Origin of the sequence: Streptomyces omiyaensis (assembly GCF_014650895.1) — a bacterium.
GTDB lineage: Bacteria > Actinomycetota > Actinomycetes > Streptomycetales > Streptomycetaceae > Streptomyces > Streptomyces omiyaensis.
In genome coordinates this window covers 46122-67442 of record NZ_BMVV01000002.1, presented here as the reverse complement: position 1 = coordinate 67442, position 21321 = coordinate 46122, and the positions used below count along the sequence as shown (strand labels likewise).

Genomic DNA, 21321 nt, shown 5'->3' with positions numbered 1-21321 from the left:
GACGTGACCGACCAGTGAACCCCCTCGGCTTCGGCGACCCGCTCCGGCTCGGGCCGTACCGCCTCGTCGGCGTGCTGGGCGAGGGCGGCATGGGCAAGGTCTATCTCGCCGCCGGGCGGGACGGGCGGCCCGCCGCCGTGAAGGTGCTGCGCCCCGAACTCGCCCACGACCAGGACCTCGCCCGGCGGTTCGTGCGCGAGGCCCACACCGCGCGGGCCGTCGAGAGCCCCGGCGTGGCGCGGGTCCTCGGCGCGGAGGTGGAGGGCGGACGCCCCTGGATCGCCACGGAGTTCCTGTCCGGCCCCACCCTCGAGGAGGCCGTCGCCCGCCACGGCCCGCTCGACGAGCCGGCGGTACGGCTCCTGGCGGCGGCGCTCGCCGGGACGCTCCGGGACGTCCACGCGGCCGGGCTGGTCCACCGGGACGTCAAGCCGGCCAACATCGTGCTCACCGCCGACGGTCCCCGGCTGATCGACTTCGGCATCGCCCGCCCCGAGCACGGCCTCACCCTCACCACCACCGGCCAGATCCCGGTCACCCCCGGCTACGGGGCGCCCGAGCAGGTCCTGGGACGGCGGGTGACGGGCGCGGCCGACGTCTTCTCGCTGGGCGCGGTCCTCGTCCTCGCGGCCTCGGGGCGGCGGGCCTACGACGGGCCGCACGTGGCGGCCGTCCAGTACGCGGTCGTCCACGAGCAGCCGGACCTGGGCGGGCTGCCGCCCGCGCTGCACCCGCTGGTCGCCCCCTGCTTCCGGCCCGATCCGGCGCAGCGCCCGACGCCCGGGCAGATCGCCGGGGCCTTCGCCCCCGAGGGGACCGGGGGCCGGAAGGCCCGCGAGGTGTGGCGCCGGGGGCCGCTGCACGAGGAGGCGAAGGCCCGGGAGGCCGAGGTCCGGCGGCTCACGGCGGCCACCGTCGTGCCCGGCCCCGGGGACGCCGGGGTGCCGGCCCCGTCCCGGCGGCGGTTCCTCGCCCTGGGCGCGGGCGGCGGGCTGCTGCTGGCCGGGGGCGGCGGCACGGCCTGGTGGCTGACCGGCCGGGACCGGGCGGAGCCGCCGGCGGCGGGCGACGCTCCGGACGCGGCGCTCCTGGAGGGCGGCCGGGGAGGCGTCCGGCCGAAGCCCCTGTGGGGGCCGCTGGAGGTGGCCGCGTCGGGGCCCCTGCCGACGCCGGTGGTCCTGCGCGACGTGGTGGTCTTCGCCGCGCGGGACGGCGGGCTCACCGCGCTGCGGGTGGTCGACGGGTCGGCGAAGTGGACCCGGCCGGAGCTCTCCCCCCGCGCCGGGCAGGTGGCGGTGAACGAGGACGAGTTCGCGTGCGCCGACGCCTCGGGCCGGCTGTCGGTGCGGAACGCGTCGACCGGTGCGGAGAGCTGGTCGGTGGCGGACGCCGGGGTGGCCCTGCTGCTCGCCGCCACGCCGGAGGGCGTCTACTTCCTGACCTCGGAGCGGAGGCTGCGGGCCGTGGACACGGCCGGGCGGCGGATCCGCTGGACGGTGGAGTCGGGCGAGGACCCGGTGGGCACCGCCACCCCGCTGGCGGCGGCCGGCCCCGGACGGCTCGCCGTCTCCGGCACCGGCGGTGACCTCACGGTCCTCGACACGGCGGACGGGCGGGTGGCCTGGCGCGTGCGGGGCAAGTCGTCCGGGCCCCTCGGGCCGGCGATCGAGGGCGACACCCTCTACGCCGGCGGGGAGGCGCTCACCGCGTTCGCCCTCGCGGACGGCGAGCGGCGCTGGGAGGAGAAGGGGTACGGCGACTGGGGGCCGCCGGCGCTCGACCCGGAGGGCCTGACCGTGACCGGCGGCGGTCTGGCGTACCGGTACCGGAAGGACGGCTCGCGGACCGAGCTGTGGATCGTCTCCCTGACCAGCCCCTATCCGTCGAGGCAGCGGCCGGTGGTGCAGGGCGACTGGATCTGGGTGGTCGAGGGCAATCACACGGAGGCCGGCGTCTCGGCCCTCTCCCGGTCCGCGAAGGACCGCCTGTGGAGCTACGAGCGGGAGAACCCGGGCCCGTGGGCGGTGGCCGCCGCCGGGAACCGGGTCTTCCTCCTCAGCAGGGGCAGGATCGTGGCGATGCCGACGGCCTGACCCCACCGCCCGGACGGGCCGGGGGCGGGGGTCACGGCGTCGCCGCCACCGCCGCCTGGGGCCGGATCGGCAGCCGGTTGACGGGCCGGCCGGTCGCCGCGCGGACCGCCGCCGCCACCGCGGCGGGCGAGGTGACGACGGGGACGGCGCTGGCCGCCTTCGCGCCGAACGGGGCGACGACGTCCCGCTCCTCGACGAGCTTCACGATCCGGATGTCCGGCGCGTCCAGCGACGTCGGCAGCGCGTAGCCGGTGAGGTCGGGGTGGCGGACCAGGCCCCGGGCGGTGCGCAGGTTCTCGGTGAGGGCCGCGCCGACGCCCTGGGTGACGCCGGCCTCGATGCGGGTGGCGAGCTGGGCGGGGTTGAGGATCCGGCCGACGTCCTGGGCGACGGCCATCTCCACGACCCGGACCGAGCCGAGTTCGATGTCGACGTCCACCACCGCGCGGATCGCGCAGAAGGCGAGGCCGACGAAGGCGTCGCCCTGCCCGGACGCGTCCAGCGGCTCGGTGGGGTGCGGGCGGCACTGGGCGGTGGCCCACAGCTCCTTGCCGTTCATCTCCTCGGCGACGGTCGTCGACAGGACGCCGTCGTACGAGGTGATCCTGCCGTCGCTGATCTGGAGCAGCTCCGTCGACATGCCGAACTTGTGGGCCAGCGGCTGGAGGAGCTGGGTGCGGACCATCTTGGCGGCGCGCTCGACGGCGCCGCCGGAGACCCAGGTGTGGCGGCCGTGGGTGGCGGCGCCGGCCGGCGGCTGGTCGGTGTCGACGGGGGCCACGTGGACCTCCTCGACGCCGAGGGTCTCCTGGACGATCTGGCGGGCGAGGGTGGAGAAACCCGAGCCGGTGTCCACCGCGGAGCAGATGACGGTGGCGACTCCGTCGAGGACCCGGACGGTGGCCGTGGAGACCTCGTCGGTGCCCTCGGCGCCGAGCATGTGGACCATGCCGAGCGCGTAGCCCACGCCCCGCCGCACGGCGCCCGGCTCACCGGCGCCCTCGGGTCCGCCGGGCAGCAGCCAGTCCTCCTCGGGGGTGTCCTTGGGAAGGGCGGGCAGCGGGAAGTCCCGCACGGCGGCGAGGAGTTCGGCGACGGGGGCGGGGCAGGTGACGGTCTGGCCGGTGGGCAGCAGGTCGCCGGTGGACATCACGTTCCGCAGGCGCAGCTCGGCGGGGTCGATGCCGATCCGGCCGGCGAGCTTGTCCATCTGCGCCTCGTAGGCGGCGCACACCTGCATCGCGCCCTCGCCGCGGACGTGTCCGGAGGGCGGGTTGTTGGTGCGGACCGCCCAGCCCTCGACGAAGGCGTGCGGGACGACGTACGGGCCGCAGGCGAAGGCGACGGCGGCGGCGAGGGACTCCGAGGAGGAGTCGGCGTAGGCGCCGGCGTCGAGGAGGATCTGCGCCTCGACCTTCACCAGCCGGCCCTCGGCGTCGGCGTGGTGGCGGTAGCGCAGCAGGGTGGGGTGGCGGTGGGCGTGGCCGAGGAAGGACTCCTCGCGGGTGGCGGTGAGCTTCACCGGGCAGCCGGTGCGCAGCGCGAGCAGGCCGAGCGGGATCTGGAAGCCGGGGTCCTCGCGGTCGCCGGTGGCGCCGGGCACACCGGTGACGACGATCTTGACCTGGTCGGGCGCGAGGCCGAAGCAGGCGGCGGCGAGGTCGCGGTCGGTGTGCGGGTCGGTGGAGGCGGTGTAGAGCTCGACGCCGCCGTCGGGGCGGGGGACGGCGAGTCCGGCCTCGGCGCCGATCGGGGCGGGGTCCTGGCGGCCGACCCGGTAGAGGCCCTCGACGACGACCTCGCCGGTGGCGTCCGGGTCGCCGAAGCTCAGCGGGATGTGGCGGACGAGGTTGCCGTCGGGGTGGAGGGGCTCGGCCTCGAAGGCCTTCTCCGGATCGGTGACGGGCTCCAGGAGCTCGTACTCGACGAGGATGGCGGCGGTGGCGAGCCGGGCGGTGTCGGGGTGGTCGGCGGCGACGGCGGCGATGGCCTCGCCGTGGTGCCGGACCAGTCCGTCGGCGAAGACGGGCCGGTCGGCGACGCGCCGGCCGTAGGTGGCCGCGCCGGGCACGTCGGCGGCCGTCACCACGGCCCGGACGCCGGGCATGGCCTCGGCGGCCGAGGTGTCGACGGAGACGATCCGGGCGTGCGCGTGCGGGGAGCGCAGGAGCGCGGCCCACAGCAGGCCCTCGGCCCACAGGTCGGAGGCGTACGGGAAGGTGCCCTCGGCCTTCGCGCGGGCGTCGGCCTGCGGGAGGGAGGCGCCGAGTCCGCGGAGCGGGGCCTCGGCCTCGGGCGCGGCTCCGGCGGCCTCCGCGAAGGGGAGCGTGGGAATGGCGGTCGTCGCGTCGCTGCTCACGCCCTGCCTCCGTCGTGCTGGTGCGGGCCGTCGTGGGTGGGGTGCGGAAGCTGGTGCGGGATGCGGCCGGTGGCGTCGTCCTCGCCGGCGGCGGCGTGGTCGGCGGCCGCGGCGGCGCGCTCGGCGACGACGTCCTCGACGGCCTGGAGCACGCCCTTGTAGCCGGAGCAGCGGCAGAGGTTGCCGGCGAGGGCCTGGCGGGTCTCCAGTTCGGTGGGGGCGTGGTTGCCCTCCAGCAGGTCGTGCACGGTCATGCACATGCCGGGGATGCAGAAGCCGCACTGCACGGTGCCGCAGCGCGTGAGGGCCCGCTGCACGTCGGACGGCTCGCCGTCCGCCGCGAGGCCCTCGACGGTCCGCACCTCGGAGCCGGCGGCGGTCGCGGCCGGCACCAGGCAGGAGGCGACGAGCCGCCCGTCCACCTGGACGTTGCACGCCCCGCACTCGCCCTGCGAGCAGCCGTCCTTGGCCCCGGCGAGACCCAGCCGCTCGCGGAGCACGTAGAGCAGCGACTCGCCGATCCAGGAGTCGGTGACGGGCCGGTCGGCGCCGTTGACCCGCAGGACGTAGGAGGTGTGCGGGTGCTCGTCGCTGTCGACGGAGGTGTACGAGGGCGCCGGGGCGTCCGGGACGGCCGCGGCGGTCGCCGCGTGTCCGGGGTCCGCCACGGGCCCGGGCTCCGGTTCCGGCTCGGGCCCGGCGTCGGCCGGGGCTTCGGCCCCGGACTCCCCGACGGGCTCCTCCGCGGGCCCGGCGGCGGGCTCCGGCTCCTCGGCGGCGACCGGCTCCCCGACGGCGTCCGGCACCGCCCACGGCGCCGGCGCGCCGCCCGGCAGGGTCGGCGGGGCCTGCTCGTACGAGGCGGGCGCGGGCGCCTCCCCGGCCGGGGCGGCGGGGAAGTCCGCGAGCCGGCCCGGGACCTCGTACGCCTCCGGGGCGAGCGGGGCCTCCGGGACGAGCGGGGCCTCGGGCGCGAGCCGCGCCTCCGGGGCCTCGGGGACCTCCCACTGCCCCGTCGCGCCGAAGTGCCACTCCGCCGTCGCGTGCGGGTCGTTCCCCCCGTACGGCCGCGCCACCGGCGCGCCCGCGGTCTCGTCGCCGTACCCGTGGGGCAGCGGCTCGGGGCCGGTCCCGAAGCCGTGCTCCGGCTCCGGCGCGAAGAACTCGACGCCCTCGCCGTGGTGCTCCGGCTCCGCCGCGAGGTGCCCCGGCCAGGTGCCGGCCGCCTCCGGGTCGGCCGCGACGGGCTGCGCCAGCGGCTGGAGCGGCACGATCATCGGCGGCGTGTAGCCGTGGCCGGGGGCCTCCAGCGGCACCCCGTCCAGCATGAACTCCGGCGGCAGGTGGACGAAGGCGGTCGCGCCCTCGTCGTACCCCTCGCTCTGCGGGATCGGCTCCCAGCCGCCCGGCGCGGCGGGGGCCGCGGTCTCGTTCGGCTCGTTGTTGCCGGTGTTCACGACAGGGCCCTCCCCAGTGCCCGGCGGGCGAGAGTGGCGACGGTGCGCCGCAGGTGCAGGACGGCGGGCGACAGCTGCTCGTCGCCCGGCGGGTCGGGAATGCAGGCGGCGGCCACGTACTCGCCGAAGGCGGTCAGCGCCTCCGGTGCGAGCCCGCGGTCGTTGTCCCAGTCCACCAGGGACGCGATCCAGCGCTCGGCCTCCAGCGGGCGCAGCGGCATCGGGGCGACCGCGCCGACGGCGCAGCGGACCCCGCGCCGGGCCGGGTCGAGGACGACGGCGACGGAGGCGGTGGCGCGGGCCGGGCCGGTGCGGCCGGTGGCCTTGAGGAAGACCTGCGGGGCGTGCAGCAGCGGCACGCGGACGAAGGCCACGAGCTCGCCGGGGGCGAGCAGGTCGCGGCCGGCGAGGAGGTGCGAGACGGGGATCTCGCGGCTGCCGAGCGGGCCGACGACGACGAGGTCGGCCTCCAGCGCGGCGAGCACGGGCAGCGAGTCGCCGGTGGGGGCGGCGGTGACGACGTTGCCGCCGAGGGTGCCGGCGTTGCGGATCTGGGGCGGCCCGGCCGCGCGGGAGGCGGCGGCGAGGGCCGGGATGAGGGCGGCGAAGTCGGGGCGGCCCATCCGGGCGTGGGTGAGGCCGGCGCCGAGGAGGGCGTGGCCGTCCTGGTACTGCCAGCCGCGGATCTCGTTGATGCGGCCGAGGCCGACGAGGCCGGCGGGGCGGAGCTGGCCGCGGTTGACGGCCGCCATCAGGTCGGTGCCGCCGGCGACGGGCACGGCGGCCGGCATGGCGGTGAGCGCGGCCACGGCCTCGTCGAGCGAGGCGGGCAGCGTCACGGACTGCGCCGTCTGTGGTGCGTGCGTGGTCAACCCGCTGCCCCTTCCCGGTTGTCCCGGTCCGTCCCCGACTGTGCCCGGTGCCCCGCGCCCGCGAGCGGGCGCACGGCGCGCCCGTGCGTGGGCGTACCGTACGTGCTCACAGGCCGGACGTGGCAACTCTGGCACATCTTCCGAGCCGTCCGGAGCGAGGGGCCGCGCGGGCCCCCGCCTCCGGGAGCCCCGGGACGCCCGGGACGCCCGGGATGTTCCCGGACACCCGTGACGCCCCGGGACGCCCTGACAGAGAAGGTAACTCCCCTTTCGCCGCTCCCGGGTGACCCCGGGACGCGAGGTGGCTCACACGATCGGGGGCGGCCCGTCGATCGGGCGGCCGAGGAGGCCGGGGCGGCGCTGCCCGGGCGTGGGGCCGGCCGGCGGGCGGTAGGCGACGCCGAGGGCGTCGAGGCGCCGGTAGTGGGTCTCCATGCGCCGCAGGAAGCCCTCCGTGTCGCGGTCGCCGGGGGCGGGCAGCGCGGACCAGGCGACCTCGGCGAAGGCGGCGAGGCGGGGGAAGACCTGGTAGTCGACGCGGTCGCGGTTCTCCATCACCTCGGTCCACACGTTGGCCTGGGTGCCGAGGACATGACGGGCCGCCGCCTCGGACAGACCGGGCGGGACGGGTTCGAAGCGGTACACGTCGGACAGGGTCCGCACGAAGCCGATCGGCACCGGCTCGTCAGGGCCGCCGTCCTGCCGGTGGTCGAGGTAGACCTGCTGCTCCGGGCACATGACGACGTCGTGCCCGGCCTCGGCGGCGGCGATCCCGCCGCGGTAGCCGCGCCAGGAGGAGACGGCCGCGCCCTCGGCGAGGCCGCCCTCCAGGATCTCGTCCCAGCCGATGAGCCGGCGGCCCCGGTCGGCGAGCCAGCGGTCGAAGTGCCGGATGAACCAGGACTGGAGCCCGTCCTCGTCGCCGACGCCCAGCTCCGCGATCCGGGCCTGGGCGGCCGGGGACTCCTTCCACTGGTCCTTGGGGCACTCGTCGCCGCCGACGTGCACGAAGGTCGACGGGAAGAGCTCCAGGACCTCCTCCAGGACGCCCTCGTAGAAGCGCAGCACCTCCTCGGTGGGGGCGAGGACGTTCGGGTTCACGCCCCAGGTGTCCCAGACGGTGAGCGCGGCGGTGTCGACGACGTCGGCGTTGCCGAGCCAGGGGTACGCGGCGATGGCGGCCTGCGAGTGGCCGGGGAGGTCGATCTCCGGGACGACGGTGACGTGCCGCTCGGCGGCGTACGCGACGATCTCGCGGATGTCGTCCCGGGTGTAGAAGCCGCCGTGCGGGGTGTCGTCCCACAGCGGGGAGGCGCGGTGCCCCTGCTTGGACCGGGACCGCCAGGCCCCGACCCCGGTGAGCCGCGGGTACCGCTCGATCTCGATCCGCCAGCCCTGGTCGTCGGTGAGGTGGAGGTGGAGGACGTTCAGCTTGTGCGCGGCCATCAGGTCGAGCAGCCGCAGCACGTCCTCCTTGGCGGTGAAGTGCCGGGAGACGTCGAGGAGGAGGCCGCGCCAGCCGAAGCGGGGGCGGTCGGCGACGGTCACGCGCGGCAGGTCCCACTCCGCGCCGGGCCGGACGGGCGCCCGGCGGAAGGCGTCCGGGCCGAGGAGCTGGCGCAGGGTCTGGGCGCCCCAGAAGAGCCCGGCGGGGCCGCCGCCGTCGATCGTGACGGCCGCCTCCGGGTCCTCGGTGGAGAGCCGGTACCCCTCGGGGCCGTGCTCCCGCGCCGTCTCCGGGGAGATCCGGAGCCGGACGGCGTGCGGGCCGGCGCCGTCGGCGAGGGGGAGGCCGGTGGCGGCGCCGAGGACGGAGCGCAGCCAGCGGGCGGTGGCCTCGGTGCCGGGGCCGGCGTCCAGGGTGGTCCGCTCGTCGAGGGAGGGGCGCCCGGGGGCGTCGCCGCCGGTCCGGGCCGTCAGGGGCGCGGGGATCAGGTCCGTGTCGGTCATGGCGTCAGTCCTTCACCGCCCCGCCCAGTCCGGAGACCAGACGGCGCTGTACGAGTACGAAGAAGACGAGCACCGGGATCGTCATCACGGTCGACCCGGCCATGATTCCCCCCCAGTCGTTCTCGTCGGGCTTGAAGAAGACCAGCAGCGCCATCGGGAGGGTGGACTGCGAGGTGTCGCTGATGAGGAACGACTTGGCGAAGAGGAAGTCGTTCCAGGTCGAGATGAAGGAGAAGACGCTGGTCGCCACGAGGCCGGGCAGGACCAGCGGGAAGAGGATCGTCCACACGAAGCGGGTGTGGCTCGCCCCGTCGATCCGGGCCTGCTCCTCCAGCGCCTCGGGCACCGCCCGGACGAAGCCGCGCAGCATCCAGATCGCGAAGGGCAGCGAGAAGGCGAGGTGCGGCAGGACGAGCGAGCCGAGGGTGTTGAGGAGTCCGGCGTCCCGCATGAGGAAGAAGAGCGGGATGGTCAGCGCCTCGACCGGCACCATCTGCGCCACCAGGAACATGACCAGGATCGTGGTGCGGAAGCGGAAGCGGAAGCGCGTGACCGCGGTCGCCGCGAGGAAGGCGACGACGGCGGAGGCGAGCACGACCGCCGTCGCCACCAGCAGGCTGTTGAGGAAGTAGCGCCCGAAGTCCTGCTGCTCGAAGACGCGCCGGAAGGAGTCGAGCGACGGGGAGAGGGTCCAGGGGCGGGGTTCGGCCGACTGGATCTCGCCGGCCGGCTTGAAGGCGGAGAGGACCATCCAGTACAGCGGGAAGGCGACGACGACGGCGGTCAGCAGGGCGGCCGCCTCGGCGAGCAGCCGCCCGGGGCGGCGGATTCCGGGGATGCGGAGGGCGGTCACAGTTCCTCCCCCTGGCGGCGCAGCAGCCGCAGGTACACCAGGGTGACGCCGAGCAGCAGCAGGAGCATCACCACGCCGATCGCCGCGCCCAGGCTGTACTGGGAGGAGGCGAAGGCCTGCTGGTAGGCGTAGACGTTGAGGACGAGGTTCTGGCCGGCGATGCCGCCTCCGTTGGTCATGACGTAGATCTGGGTGAAGACCTTGAAGTCCCAGATGACGGACTGGATGGTGACGACGGCGAGGATCGGGCGGAGCAGTGGCGCGGTCACGGTGCGCCAGATCCGCCACTGGGAGGCGCCGTCGAGGGCGGCGGCCTCCAGGACCTCGGTGGGGACGGCCCGGATCCCGGCGTAGACGGTGACCATCACGAAGGGGAACGAGCACCAGACGACTTCGAGCAGGACGAGCGCGAAGGCGCTGTACCGCCCGTAGGTCCAGGAGAAGTCGCCGAGGCCGAACAGCCGGTTGACGGGTCCGAAGTCGGCGTCGAAGAGGAAGACCCAGACGGTGGAGCCGGTGACGGCGGGGGTGGCCCAGGCGCCGAGCGCGGCGAGCATCAGGGCCAGCCGGGGCAGCGCCCGTATCCGGGTGAGGAGGACGGCGAGGGTGCAGCCGACGACGAGGGTGCCCGCCACGCAGGCGGCGGCGAAGACGACGGTGGTGAGCAGGACCTCGCGGAACCGCGGGTCGGTGAAGAGGGCCGTGTAGTTGCCGAGGCCCTGGAAGGAGGTGGGTTCTCCGCCGCTGACCTGGGCCTGGGTGTACTCCAGGAAGGAGATCAGGCCGAGCTGGTAGACGGGGTAGACGAGGAGGGCGCCGAGGACGGCGAGGGCGGGCAGGAGGTAGAGCCAGGGGGTCCAGGCGGAGGTGCCGGTACGGCTCCGGGGGCGGCGCGCGGGCTGCTTCGCGGCGCCCGCGGGCGCGGGCGGCGCGGCGGCGGGGGCGGTGAGCGTCATGCGGGTCAGCCCGCCTCGGCGAAGGCCGCGTCCATCTTCTTCGCCGCGTCGCCCGCGGCGGTCCGCACGTCCTTCCGGCCGCTGGCGATCTCCTGGAGCATCGTGGGGACGACGAGCGAGGAGTCGATGCGGCCCCAGGCCGGGGTGGCGGGCACGAACCTGGTGCCGGCGGCGAGGGTGTCGATGAAGGGCTTCACGAAGGGCTTGCGCTCGGCGGCGGCGGTGCGGACGTCGGTGAAGGTGGGCAGGAAGCCCATCGCGTCGAACAGCCGGGCCTGGGTCTCCTTGCCGGCGAGGGTCTTCATCAGCTCGACGGCCAGGGTGCGGTGCGAGGTGGACCTGAGGACGCCGATGTTGTTGCCGCCGGCGAAGGCGGGGGCGATGGAGCCGGGGGTGGTGCCGGGCAGCGGGACGACGGCGTACTTGCCCTTGACCTGGCCCGCCTCGACGGCGGCGTGGCTGAAGTCGCCGCCGATGGCCATGCCGGCCTTGCCCGCGGCGAAGGCGGTGATGGTGGCGTTGCCGCCCATCTGGGCACAGGTGGCGGCGGGGCAGTTGTCGTCGCCGAGGAGCGAGGTGTAGGTGGTGAGGCCCTTGACGGCGGCGTCGCTGTCCAGGGCCGCCTTGTAGGCGCCCGAGCCGTCCCGGGTGGCGAGGTCGCCCCCCGCGGCCCAGACGAAGGGCAGGGCGCCGTAGGTGAAGGCGCCGCCGGCGGCGAGGCCGTACAGCTCGGGCTTCTCCTTGCGGATCTTCTTCGCCGTCGCGACGAGCTCGTCCTGGGTCTTGGGCGCGGCGAGGCCGAGCTCGCCGAAGACGTCGGTGCGGTAGTAGAGCGCGCGGACGCCGACGAAGAGCGGGGCCCCGTAGACCTTCCCGCCGACGGTGACGGACTCCTTGGCCGTGGGGTCGGCGTCGGCGGCCTGGTCCCAGGCGGTGAACTCGGCGGTGACGTCGGCGAGGCCGCCGTCCTCGACGTAGCCGGCGGTGTCGGTGTTGCCGTACTCGATGACGTCGGGCGCGGACTTCGGGTCGTTGAAGGCGGCCGTGACGCGCTGGGCGCGGGTCTCGACGGGGATGTACTCGACCTCGACCTTCGCGCCGGGGTGTTCGCCCTCGAAGGCGGCGACGGCCGCGTCGACGACCTTCTCCTTGGGCTGGTTGGACACCTCCTGGAAGAGCCAGACGCGCAGGGTGCCGTTCTTCTCGTCCCCGCCGGCGGCGGGGGCGGAGGTCTGGGGCGCGCAGGCGGCGAGGACGAGGGCGGCGAGCGGCAGGGCGACGGGGGCGGTGATCCGGGCAGGAAGCTTCATGGCGATTCCCCTCCGAGCGGGCGTTGCAGCATGCGCAACGGGCGTTTCGTATTGCACAACAACAGCGGTGAGGTTAGGCGCGCCCGGCGATCACGACAAGAGGTCTCGACCACTTCGCCCCCGGCCCGGGGACGGGAGCCGGTCCGGAGAGGGGCCCGGAAGGGGGTCCGGAAACGCGGAACGGCCCCTGTCGCGCGCACCAACGGTGCGCGCGACAGGGGCCGTTCCCGACCGGACCGGAGGGGTTACTTCCCCTTGCCGTCCTTGCCGCCCTTGTCCTTGTCCCCGCCCGAGCCCATGGACTCGTAGATCTCCTTGCACATGGGACAGACCGGGTACTTCTTGGGGTCGCGCCCGGGCACCCAGACCTTCCCGCACAGGGCGACGACGGGAGTGCCGTCGAGGGCACTCGCCATGATCTTGTCCTTCTGGACGTAATGGGCGTAGCGCTCGTGGTCGCCGTCACCGTGGGACACCTGCGGCGTCGGCTCGACGAGGGTTCCCGTACCTGCCCCGCGCTCGGGCTCGAGAGTGCTCATGGCACCCAAGGGTACTGGGCGCGGCGGGGCTCAGTTGAGCGAAGGGTCGTCCGGGTAGGTGGCGACCATCGCGAGGTCGCCGCGCTGGCGGCGGAGGACCTGGCGCCAGAGGGTCTCGGGGGTCGGCGAGGAGACGTCACCGGGCTCGGACTCGACGACGTACCAGGCGCCCTCGGCCAGTTCGGTCTCCAGCTGGCCGGGACCCCAGCCCGCGTAGCCGGCGAAGATGCGCAGCGCGCCGAGGGCGGGGCCGAGGAGTTCGGGCGGGGTCTCCAGGTCGACGAGGCCGATCGCGCCGAAGACCCTGCGCCAGCCGAGCGGGCCCTCGTCGCCGGGGATGACGGCGAGGCCGAGGGCGGCGTCGAGGGAGACCGGACCGCCCTGGAAGACGACGTCGGGCTCGCCGGCGAGCCCGGCCCAGGGGGCGAGGACGTCGCCCACGGTGACGGGGGTGGGCCGGTTGAGGACGACGCCGAGCGAGCCCTCGTCGTCGTGATCGAGCAGCAGCACCACCGCGCGGTCGAAGTTCGGGTCCGCGAGGGCGGGGGTGGCCACGAGCAGCCGTCCTGTGAGCGAGGACACCTCGGTCATGCGACACATGATCCCGCATCTTCGGCGCGCGCGGGGGTTCTCGCGCGCGATACCGGGAAACCGGTCCGGAGGCGGGCGAGCCCCGCAGGTCGGGAGGGCGGGACGGAACAGACCGGACCACCCGCCGGGGAGAAGCGGACGGTGACAGTCCGCAAGATCACGGAAACAGAGGGTGTTGTGCCGAATTCATTACATCTGCCAGGCACCCCGACCGGCCCGATCGGGGTCCAATGGCCCCTTACCCTTTTCACTGGCCACCCGACCGACGACTCCGGAACGCGAGATTCATGACCGGCACAGACGATGTCCTGCTTGTCCACGGCGGAACCCCGCTGGAGGGCGAGATCCGCGTTCGCGGCGCGAAGAACCTCGTGCCCAAGGCGATGGTCGCCGCCCTGCTCGGCAGCGGTCCCAGCAGACTGCGGAACGTGCCGGACATCCGTGACGTCCGCGTCGTCCGCGGGCTGCTCCAGCTGCACGGCGTGACGGTCCGCCCGGGCGACGAGCCCGGCGAGCTGGTGCTCGACCCGACGCACGTCGAGTCCGCCAACGTCGCCGACATCGACGCCCACGCCGGCTCCTCGCGCATCCCGATCCTCTTCTGCGGCCCGCTGCTGCACCGCCTCGGCCACGCCTTCATCCCGGGCCTCGGCGGCTGCGACATCGGCGGCCGGCCGATCGACTTCCACTTCGACGTGCTCCGCCAGTTCGGCGCGACCATCGAGAAGCGCGCCGACGGCCAGTACCTGGAGGCCCCGCAGCGCCTTCGCGGCTGCAAGATCCGCCTTCCGTACCCCTCGGTCGGCTCGACCGAGCAGGTGCTGCTCACCGCCGTCCTCGCCGAGGGCGTCACCGAGCTGTCGAACGCGGCCGTGGAGCCCGAGATCGAGGACCTCATCTGCGTCCTGCAGAAGATGGGCGCCATCATCTCGATGGACACCGACCGGACCATCCGGATCACCGGTGTCGACAAGCTCGACGGCTACACCCACCGGGCCCTCCCGGACCGCCTGGAGGCGGCCTCCTGGGCGTCGGCGGCGCTGGCCACCGAGGGCAACATCTACGTGCGCGGCGCCCAGCAGCGCTCGATGATGACCTTCCTCAACACGTACCGGAAGGTCGGCGGCGCCTTCGAGATCGACGACGAGGGCATCCGCTTCTGGCACCCGGGCGGCTCGCTCAACGCGATCCACCTGGAGACCGACGTGCACCCCGGCTTCCAGACCGACTGGCAGCAGCCGCTGGTGGTCGCCCTGACGCAGGCGTCCGGCCTCTCCATCGTCCACGAGACGGTCTACGAGTCCCGGCTCGGCTTCACCTCGGCGCTGAACCAGATGGGCGCCCACATCCAGCTGTACCGCGAGTGCCTGGGCGGCTCCGACTGCCGCTTCGGCCAGCGGAACTTCCTCCACTCGGCGGTCGTCAGCGGCCCCACCCGCCTCCAGGGCGCCGACCTGGTCATCCCGGACCTGCGCGGCGGCTTCTCGTACCTGATCGCGGCCCTCGCGGCCCAGGGCACGTCCCGGGTCCACGGCATCGAGCTGATCAACCGCGGCTACGAGAACTTCATGGAGAAGCTCGTGGAGCTCGGCGCCAAGGTGGAGCTCCCGGGCAGCGCGCTGGTGTAGGACACCCCTGGAAGGCCCTGCGGGGCCTTCTGGCGGCCATGCGGAAGGGCGGCCACCCCGGAAGGGGTGGCCGCCCTTTTCGCTTGCCCAGGGGCCGCTTACTTGCCCTTGGCGGCTTCCTTGAGCTTCGAGCCCGCGGAGACCTTCACGCTGTAGCCGGCCGGGATGTTGATCGGGTCGCCGGTCTGCGGGTTACGAGCGGTGCGAGCGGCACGGTGGGTGCGCTCGAAGGTCAGGAAGCCGGGGATGGTGACCTTCTCGTCGCCCTTGGCGACGACCTCGCCGACGGTCTCGGCGAGGGCGGCCAGCACGGCGTCGGCGTCCTTGCGGGTCACCTCGGCGCGGTCGGCCAGCGCGGCCACCAGCTCACTGCGGTTCATGTTGTTACTCCCGTGTTCTTCTTGCCTGTGAGGCGTGAGATCGAAGCCGATGCTGCCAGGGGCCTCGGACAGTCCCCGGACCCGGGTCTGCCTCTCGTGGATCCCTCGCGCCCTGGGGGGTCCCCCCTGGACGAAGTCCTCGGGGGAGCATCCTGCCCCCACCAGCGGCGGGAACGCCAATCCGGCACCCTCTGGGGTCACACGGAAAGCGCCGGAGCCCCTCGGTGGTGACGTAGCGTCGACTCCCCGCAAACGGTGCGGAGCCGAAAAGCAACCCTAAAGGCGGGTTTACGACTCCGCGAATCGCGACACGCTCGGGGTGCCGTTCCCGGGGCCCCCGGGAGGCCGTCAGGCGCCCGCGCCCGCCGCCTTCGCGGCGGTGCGGACCGCCCCGGCCACGGCGCCCGCGACCTTGTCGTTGAAGACCGACGGGATGATGTAGTTCGGGTTCAGCTCGTCCTCGGTGACGACGTCCGCGAGGGCGCTGGCGGCCGCGAGCATCATCTCGGTGTTCACCGTGCGGGACTGCGCGTCGAGCAGGCCGCGGAAGACGCCGGGGAAGACCAGCACGTTGTTGATCTGGTTCGGGAAGTCCGAACGGCCGGTCGCGACCACGGCCGCGGTCTGCCGGGCGGCGGCCGGGTCGACCTCCGGGTCGGGGTTCGCGAGCGCGAAGACGATGGAGTCCTCGGCCATCGCGGCCACGTCCTCGGCGCCCAGCAGGTTCGGGGCCGAGACGCCGATGAAGACGTCCGCGCCGACGACGGCCTCCTTGAGGGTGCCGGTGACGCCCTCCGGGTTGGTGTTGTCGGCGATCCAGCGCAGCGGCGAGTCCGCCGGGGCGTCCACCAGGTCCTCGCGGCCGGCGTGGACGACGCCGTGGATGTCGGCGACGACCGCGTGCTTCACGCCCGCGGCGAGCAGCAGCTTCAGGATGGCCGTGCCGGCCGCGCCGGCGCCGGACATGACGACCTTGACGTCCCCGATGCCCTTGCCGACGACCCGCAGGGCGTTGGTGAGCGCGGCGAGGACGACGATGGCGGTGCCGTGCTGGTCGTCGTGGAAGACCGGGATGTCCAGGGCCTCGCGGAGCCGGGCCTCGATCTCGAAGCAGCGCGGCGCGGAGATGTCCTCCAGGTTGATGCCCGCGAAGCCGGGAGCGATGGCCTTGACGATCTCGACGATCGCGTCGGTGTCCTGGGTGTCCAGGCAGATCGGCCAGGCGTCGATGCCGGCGAAGCGCTTGAAGAGGGCGGCCTTGCCCTCCATGACGGGCAGCGCGGCCTTGGGGCCGATGTTGCCGAGGCCGAGGACGGCGGAGCCGTCGGTGACGACCGCGACCGAGTTGCGCTTGATGGTGAGGCGGCGGGCGTCCTCGGGGTTCTCGGCGATCGCCATGCACACGCGGGCCACGCCCGGCGTGTAGATCATCGAGAGGTCGTCACGGTTGCGGATGGGGTGCTTGGACGCCATCTCGATCTTGCCGCCGAGGTGCATCAGGAAGGTGCGGTCCGAGACCTTGCCGAGGACGACGCCCTCGATCTCCCGCAGCCGCTCGACGATCTCGTCGGCGTGCGCGGTGGAGGTCGCGGCGACGGTGACGTCGATCCGGAGCTTCTCGTGACCGGAGGCCGTGACGTCGAGGCCGGTGACGGAGCCTCCGTGGGACTCGACCGCAGCCGTGAGCTGCGAGACCGCGGTGCCGCTCGCGGGCACCTCCAGCCGGACCGTCATCGAGTACGAGACGCTGGGCGCCGTTGCCATGGCCGGGTTCCTCTGCTTTCCCTAGCTTCGTTGCTACGCCGGCCCGGCTGGTTGCCCTGGCGGCGCCCTCCGATGGTCGCACCTACCTGCCGGTAGCAGGTAATGCGGTCATTTTGTTTTCGGAAAGTACTTTCCACCATACGAGAGATGCCGGAGCAACAGAAGAGGCCCCGGTCATCGGAAGACGACCGGGGCCTCAACTTCGTATGTACGTCTAAGTGACACCGGCCCGCCATGCTCGCCTCGCGGCAAGTGGTCCCTCTGAGGGACGAAGGTTGGGCCCGGGGGCTTGGATCGAGCCGGTGTCACGACCAGGCTAACAAACCCTCCCCGAAGGTGATTCCCCCGGCGCGTGTTGACCTGAAATCGCCACCGCGCCGGGGGTACGGGGACCGCGCTCAGTCCCGCAGGAGGTCCGGGACCCCGGCCTCGTCCGGCAGGTCGCGCGCGCCCGAGAGCACCGTCAGCGCCTGCGTCGAACGGGTGAGGGCCACGTACAGGACGCGCAGTCCGGCCGGGGACTCGTCGGCGATCTCGGCCGGGGAGACGACGAGGGTGGCGTCGTACTCCAGCCCCTTCGCCTCCAGCGAGCCGAGCGCGACCACCCGGTCGCCGAGGCCGTCGAGCCAGCGGGCGGCCTCGGCGCGCCGGTCCATGGCGACGACGACGCCGACCGTGCCCTCGACCGAGGCGAGCAGCCGCTCCGCCTCCGACCGCACGGTTCCGGCCAGACCGCCGTCCTTGCCGACGGCGACGAAGCGGGGCTCGACACCGGTCGAGCGGACCGCCCGCGGCGACTCCTTGCCGGGCATGGCCAGGGCGAGGACCTTGGCGGCGAGCTCGGCGATCTCGGCCGGGTTGCGGTAGTTCACGGTCAGCTCGAAGCGGCGGCGCGGCCGGGAGCCCAGCGCCTCGTCCCGGGCGGCGGCCGCCTCGTCGGGGTCGGACCAGGACGACTGGGCCGGGTCGCCGACGATCGTCCAGGTGGCGTGCCGGCCCCGCCGGCCGACCATCCGCCACTGCATGGGGGTCAGGTCCTGGGCCTCGTCGACGATGACGTGGGCGTACTCGGTGCGCTCGGCGGCGAGCCGCTCGGCCCGCTCCCGCTGGGTCTCCTCCCGCACCGGCATCAGCTCCTCCAGACCGGTGAGCTGGTCCAGCGGGTCGTACTCCCGCTTCCGCTTCGGCCGGGCGGGGGCGCCGAGCAGGGTGTGCAGCTCGTCGAGGAGCGCCACGTCGTGGACGGAGAGGCCCGGACGGCGCAGCGAGCGGGCGATCCGGCGGACCTCGCCGGGGTTGAGGACCCTGCGGGCCCAGCGGCCCAGGCGCTTCTCGTCGCCCATGGCGTCGAGGACCCCGCGGGGGGCCAGCTCGGGCCACCAGGCGTCGAGGAAGCCGAGGAAGGAGTCCTCGGTGGAGACGTCCTCGTCGAAGGAGGAGCGCAGCTCGGCGGCGAGCTCGGGGTCGCTGTGCCGGCCGACCGCGCCGGACTTGGCGTACAGCGCGTCGAGCAGCAGCCGGCGGGCGCGCGGCCGCAGCAGGTTGACCGGGGCGGTGCCGCCCAGGACGTTGTGCCGGATCCGGCGCAGCTCGTCGGCCTCCAGCTCCAGCCGGCGCCCGAAGGCGACCACCCGGAGCAGCTTCGGGGCGTCGGGGTGGTCCAGGGCGCCGCGGGCGGCCTTGCGGAGCACCGCGAGCATCCGGGAGGAGCCCTTGATCCGGGAGACCGCGGGCTCGTCGTAGGTGTCGGCGACGCCGCCGGCGGCGTCCTCGGCCAGATCGCCGAGCGCCCGGATGGCGACCTGCCCCTCCTCGCCCAGGGAGGGCAGCACGCCCTCGGTGTACGAGACGAGCAGCGGGGTCGGCGAGACGATCAGGATGCCGCCGGAGTACCGCCTGCGGTCCTGGTAGAGCAGGTAGGCGGCCCGGTGCAGCGCCACGGCGGTCTTCCCGGTGCCCGGCCCGCCCTCGACGTACGTGACGGAGGCGGCGGGCGCGCGGATGACGAGGTCCTGCTCGGCCTGGATGGAGGAGACGATGTCGCGCATGGAGTGGCCGCGCGCCTGTCCGAGGGCGGCCATCAGCGCGCCGTCGCCGATCACCGGCAGCTCGGCGCCGCCGAGGCTCGCCCTCAGCTCCGGGCGCATCAGGTCGTCCTCGACGCCGAGGACCCGCCGCCCCTTCGACCGGATGACCCGGCGGCGCACCACCCGGCCCGGCTCGACGGGCGTCGACCGGTAGAACGGCGCGGCGGCGGGGGCGCGCCAGTCGATGACGAGCGGGGAGTAGTCGGCGTCCAGGACGCCGATGCGGCCGATGTGCAGGGTCTCGCCGATGTCGGCGGTGCCGTCGGGCCGGATGGCGTCGTCGGCGGGCTCCACGGACGTGTAGGCGCCGTCGGGGCCCTTGACCCCGTCCTTCCCGTCCAGCAGGTCGATCCGCCCGAACAGGAAGTCCTCGAACTCGTTGTTGAGCCGGTTGAGGTGGACTCCGGCGCGGAAGACCTGGGCGTCGCGCTCGGCGAGCGCGCCGGGCGTGCCGACGTGCCCCTTCTGCGCGGCGTCGTTCATCAGGAACTCCGCTTCGTGGATCTTCTCCTCCAGGCGGCGGTAGACCTGGTCCAGATGTTCCTGCTCGACGCCGATCTCACGGTCTCTGACCGTGTCGACGGCTTCCTGCGCGGCCACTAAGGCCCCCTTCTGACGTGCACTGGGCAGCCGTCAAAGGTACGCCACCGGTGGCTTCCGTGTCAGGCGAGGGGCGGCGGATCGTCGTGCAGGATCCGCTGGAAGAGGTGGTGGTCGCGCCACGCGCCGGCGATGTGCAGGTAGCGGGGCGCGGTCCCGATCCGCTCGAAGCCGGCCTTGGCGAGGACGCGCTGGGAGGCGTGGTTGTCCAGCAGGGTGCACGCCTCGATCCGGTGCAGGCCGAGTTCGTCCCGCGAGGCGCGGAGCACCTCGGCGACGAGCAGGGAGGCGACGCCCCGGCCGACGGTCTCCCCGTCCACCCAGTAGCCGAGGGAGGCGCTGCGGAAGGGCCCGAGCACGATGCCCGAGAGGATGGCGGCGCCGACGATCCGTTCCCCGTCCACGGCGAACCACCGCCGGCCGCCGTCGGCCAGCCGCTCGGCCTGGGCCTCGGCGGTGTAGTACCGCTCGGCCCGGTACGGCTCCGTGCGGCGCATGTGCGCGCGGTTGCGTGCGAGTGCCTCGGCGAGCGCCTCCGCGTCCGACGCCCGCGCCTCCCTGATCCCCACCATCCCCGCACGCTACCCCGCCCGGCGTTCCGTCGCGGGCCTGCGTCGCGCTCCCGCCGTTCCGTCGCGGGCCTGCGTTCCGCCGGGACGCCTGCCCGCACGGGGGTGCGACGGAGGGCGCCGTTCCGGCGGGCGGCGGGGGTGTCAGGGGGCCGGGGAGTCGTCGGCGAGGGGGTCGAGGGAGAGGCGGTAGCCGCGCTTGACGACGGTCTGGATGAGCTTGGGCACGCCCAGCGAGGCCCGCAGACGCGCCATCGCCGTCTCGACCGCGTGCTCGTCCCGCCCCGCCCCCGGCAGCGCCCGCAGCAGGTCCGCGCGGGAGACGACCCAGCCGGGCCGCCGGGCGAGCAGCCCGATGAGGGCCATGCCGGCCGGCGGCACGGGCCGGAGCTCGCCGTCGACGAGCACCGCGTGGCCCCGGATCTCGACGCGGTGGCCGGCGACCGGCAGCACCCGCGACCGCGCGGGCAGTTCGGTGCAGAGGAGCTGGACGAGCGGTCCGAGCCGGAACCGTTCGGGCTGGTGCGTGGGGATGGCCTCGGCCTGGAGCGGAAGGGCCGTCACGGGTCCCACGCACACCGCGAGCACCTCGTGCCGCAGCGCCTCGACGACCCGGTCCCGTACCCCCCGCTCGGCCGCCCGGGCGAGGAGCGAGGCGGCGGCCGGGGCGCTGGTGAAGGAGACCGCGTCGACGGAGCGGGAGAGCACCGCGTCGACGAGCCGGTCGAGCGGTCCGAGGTCCTCCGGCGGCATCCACCGGTAGACGGGGACGCCGAGGACGGTCGCCCCGGCGGCGGTGAGCGCCTCGACGAAGCCGGGGAGGGGTTCGCCGTGGAGCTGGAGGGCGATCCGCCGCCCGGCGACGCCTTCGGCGAGGAGCCGGTCGAGGACCTCGGCCATGGATTCGGAGGAGGGCGACCAGGACTCGGTGAGCCCGGCGGCCCGTACGGCCCCCTTGACCTTGGGGCCGCGGGCGAGGAGCTCGACGCCGCGGAGGGCGTCGAGGAGTTCGGTGCCGTGTCCCCAGCCCTCCGCCGCCTCGACCCATCCGCGGAAGCCGATCGCGGTGGTGGCGACGACGACGTCCGGGGTGTCGCCGATGATCTCCTTGGTGGCGGCGAGGAGTTCGGCGTCGTCGGCGAGGGGGACGATCCGCAGCGCGGGGCCGTGCACGACGGAGGCTCCGCGCCGGCGCAGCAGGGCGATGAGTTCGTCCGCGCGCCGGGCCGCGGTGACGCCGACGGTGAAGCCGGCCAGGGGTCCGTGTGCGTGCTGGTCCATGGGGATCGAGGGTGGCGTGGGCGCGTGTCGGT

The 21321-nt window shown here is 74.4% G+C and carries 16 protein-coding genes; 2 read left to right on the top strand and 14 right to left on the bottom strand.

Features of this window, described 5'->3' with window-relative positions; translation table 11 throughout:
• The first annotated feature begins 14 nt into the window (after positions 1–14).
• The gene (locus IE287_RS03135; RefSeq protein WP_189847326.1) at positions 15–2093 is read left to right on the top strand and encodes a serine/threonine-protein kinase; all 2079 of its coding nucleotides are present in this window, start codon (positions 15–17) and stop codon (positions 2091–2093) included.
• 31 nt (positions 2094–2124) lie between these two features.
• Here the strand turns inward: IE287_RS03135 and IE287_RS03130 are convergent, their stop codons facing one another.
• From IE287_RS03130 to IE287_RS03090, 9 genes are all read right to left on the bottom strand, one after another.
• Positions 2125–4452, bottom strand: a complete 2328-nt coding sequence (locus IE287_RS03130; RefSeq protein ID WP_189847325.1) for a xanthine dehydrogenase family protein molybdopterin-binding subunit — start codon at positions 4450–4452, stop codon at positions 2125–2127.
• Positions 4449–5909: a 2Fe-2S iron-sulfur cluster-binding protein gene (locus tag IE287_RS03125; protein ID WP_229883253.1), complete on the bottom strand. Its 1461-nt coding sequence runs from the start codon at positions 5907–5909 to the stop codon at positions 4449–4451. The genes IE287_RS03130 and IE287_RS03125 overlap by 4 nt, the downstream gene beginning before the upstream one ends.
• Positions 5906–6781, bottom strand: a complete 876-nt coding sequence (locus IE287_RS03120) for an FAD binding domain-containing protein (protein ID WP_189847324.1) — start codon at positions 6779–6781, stop codon at positions 5906–5908. Before IE287_RS03120 ends, IE287_RS03125 begins: the two co-directional genes overlap by 4 nt.
• Before the next feature lie 306 nt (positions 6782–7087).
• Positions 7088–8731: a beta-N-acetylhexosaminidase gene (locus tag IE287_RS03115; RefSeq protein WP_189847323.1), complete on the bottom strand. Its 1644-nt coding sequence runs from the start codon at positions 8729–8731 to the stop codon at positions 7088–7090.
• Between the two features lie 4 nt (positions 8732–8735).
• Entirely contained in the window at positions 8736–9584 is an 849-nt protein-coding gene (locus tag IE287_RS03110; protein ID WP_189847322.1) for a carbohydrate ABC transporter permease, read from the bottom strand.
• Positions 9581–10540, bottom strand: coding sequence for a carbohydrate ABC transporter permease (locus IE287_RS03105; RefSeq protein ID WP_189847321.1), 960 nt, complete (start codon positions 10538–10540; stop codon positions 9581–9583). Before IE287_RS03105 ends, IE287_RS03110 begins: the two co-directional genes overlap by 4 nt.
• Positions 10541–10545: 5 nt before the next feature.
• On the bottom strand, positions 10546–11850 hold the full coding sequence (locus IE287_RS03100; RefSeq protein ID WP_189847320.1) for an extracellular solute-binding protein: 1305 nt from the start codon (positions 11848–11850) through the stop codon (positions 10546–10548).
• Between the two features lie 245 nt (positions 11851–12095).
• A complete protein-coding gene (locus IE287_RS03095) occupies positions 12096–12389 on the bottom strand; it encodes a DUF3039 domain-containing protein (RefSeq protein ID WP_037708332.1) in 294 nt (97 codons plus the stop codon).
• A gap of 30 nt (positions 12390–12419) precedes the next feature.
• Positions 12420–12980, bottom strand: coding sequence for a YqgE/AlgH family protein (locus tag IE287_RS03090; RefSeq protein ID WP_189847319.1), 561 nt, complete (start codon positions 12978–12980; stop codon positions 12420–12422).
• Positions 12981–13267: 287 nt separating this feature from the next.
• On the opposite strand from IE287_RS03090, the gene murA reads away from it, so the two are divergent.
• Complete coding sequence (gene murA / locus IE287_RS03085; RefSeq protein ID WP_189847318.1) at positions 13268–14608, top strand: UDP-N-acetylglucosamine 1-carboxyvinyltransferase; 1341 nt, start codon at positions 13268–13270, stop codon at positions 14606–14608.
• Positions 14609–14706: 98 nt separating this feature from the next.
• Here the strand turns inward: murA and IE287_RS03080 are convergent, their stop codons facing one another.
• The 5 genes from IE287_RS03080 to IE287_RS03060 all read right to left on the bottom strand — a co-directional run bounded on the left by IE287_RS03080 (position 14707) and on the right by IE287_RS03060 (position 21289).
• The gene (locus IE287_RS03080; protein WP_017237029.1) at positions 14707–14988 is read right to left on the bottom strand and encodes an HU family DNA-binding protein; all 282 of its coding nucleotides are present in this window, start codon (positions 14986–14988) and stop codon (positions 14707–14709) included.
• A 348-nt stretch (positions 14989–15336) separates the two neighbouring features.
• Positions 15337–16752, bottom strand: a complete 1416-nt coding sequence (locus tag IE287_RS03075; protein WP_189847317.1) for an NAD-dependent malic enzyme — start codon at positions 16750–16752, stop codon at positions 15337–15339.
• Positions 16753–17150: 398 nt separating this feature from the next.
• The gene (locus tag IE287_RS03070; protein ID WP_189847316.1) at positions 17151–19439 is read right to left on the bottom strand and encodes a HelD family protein; all 2289 of its coding nucleotides are present in this window, start codon (positions 19437–19439) and stop codon (positions 17151–17153) included.
• A gap of 62 nt (positions 19440–19501) precedes the next feature.
• Positions 19502–20011: a GNAT family N-acetyltransferase gene (locus IE287_RS03065; protein ID WP_189847315.1), complete on the bottom strand. Its 510-nt coding sequence runs from the start codon at positions 20009–20011 to the stop codon at positions 19502–19504.
• 141 nt (positions 20012–20152) lie between these two features.
• A complete protein-coding gene (locus IE287_RS03060) occupies positions 20153–21289 on the bottom strand; it encodes a uroporphyrinogen-III synthase (RefSeq protein WP_229883252.1) in 1137 nt (378 codons plus the stop codon).
• Between the last annotated feature and the right edge of the window lie 32 nt (positions 21290–21321).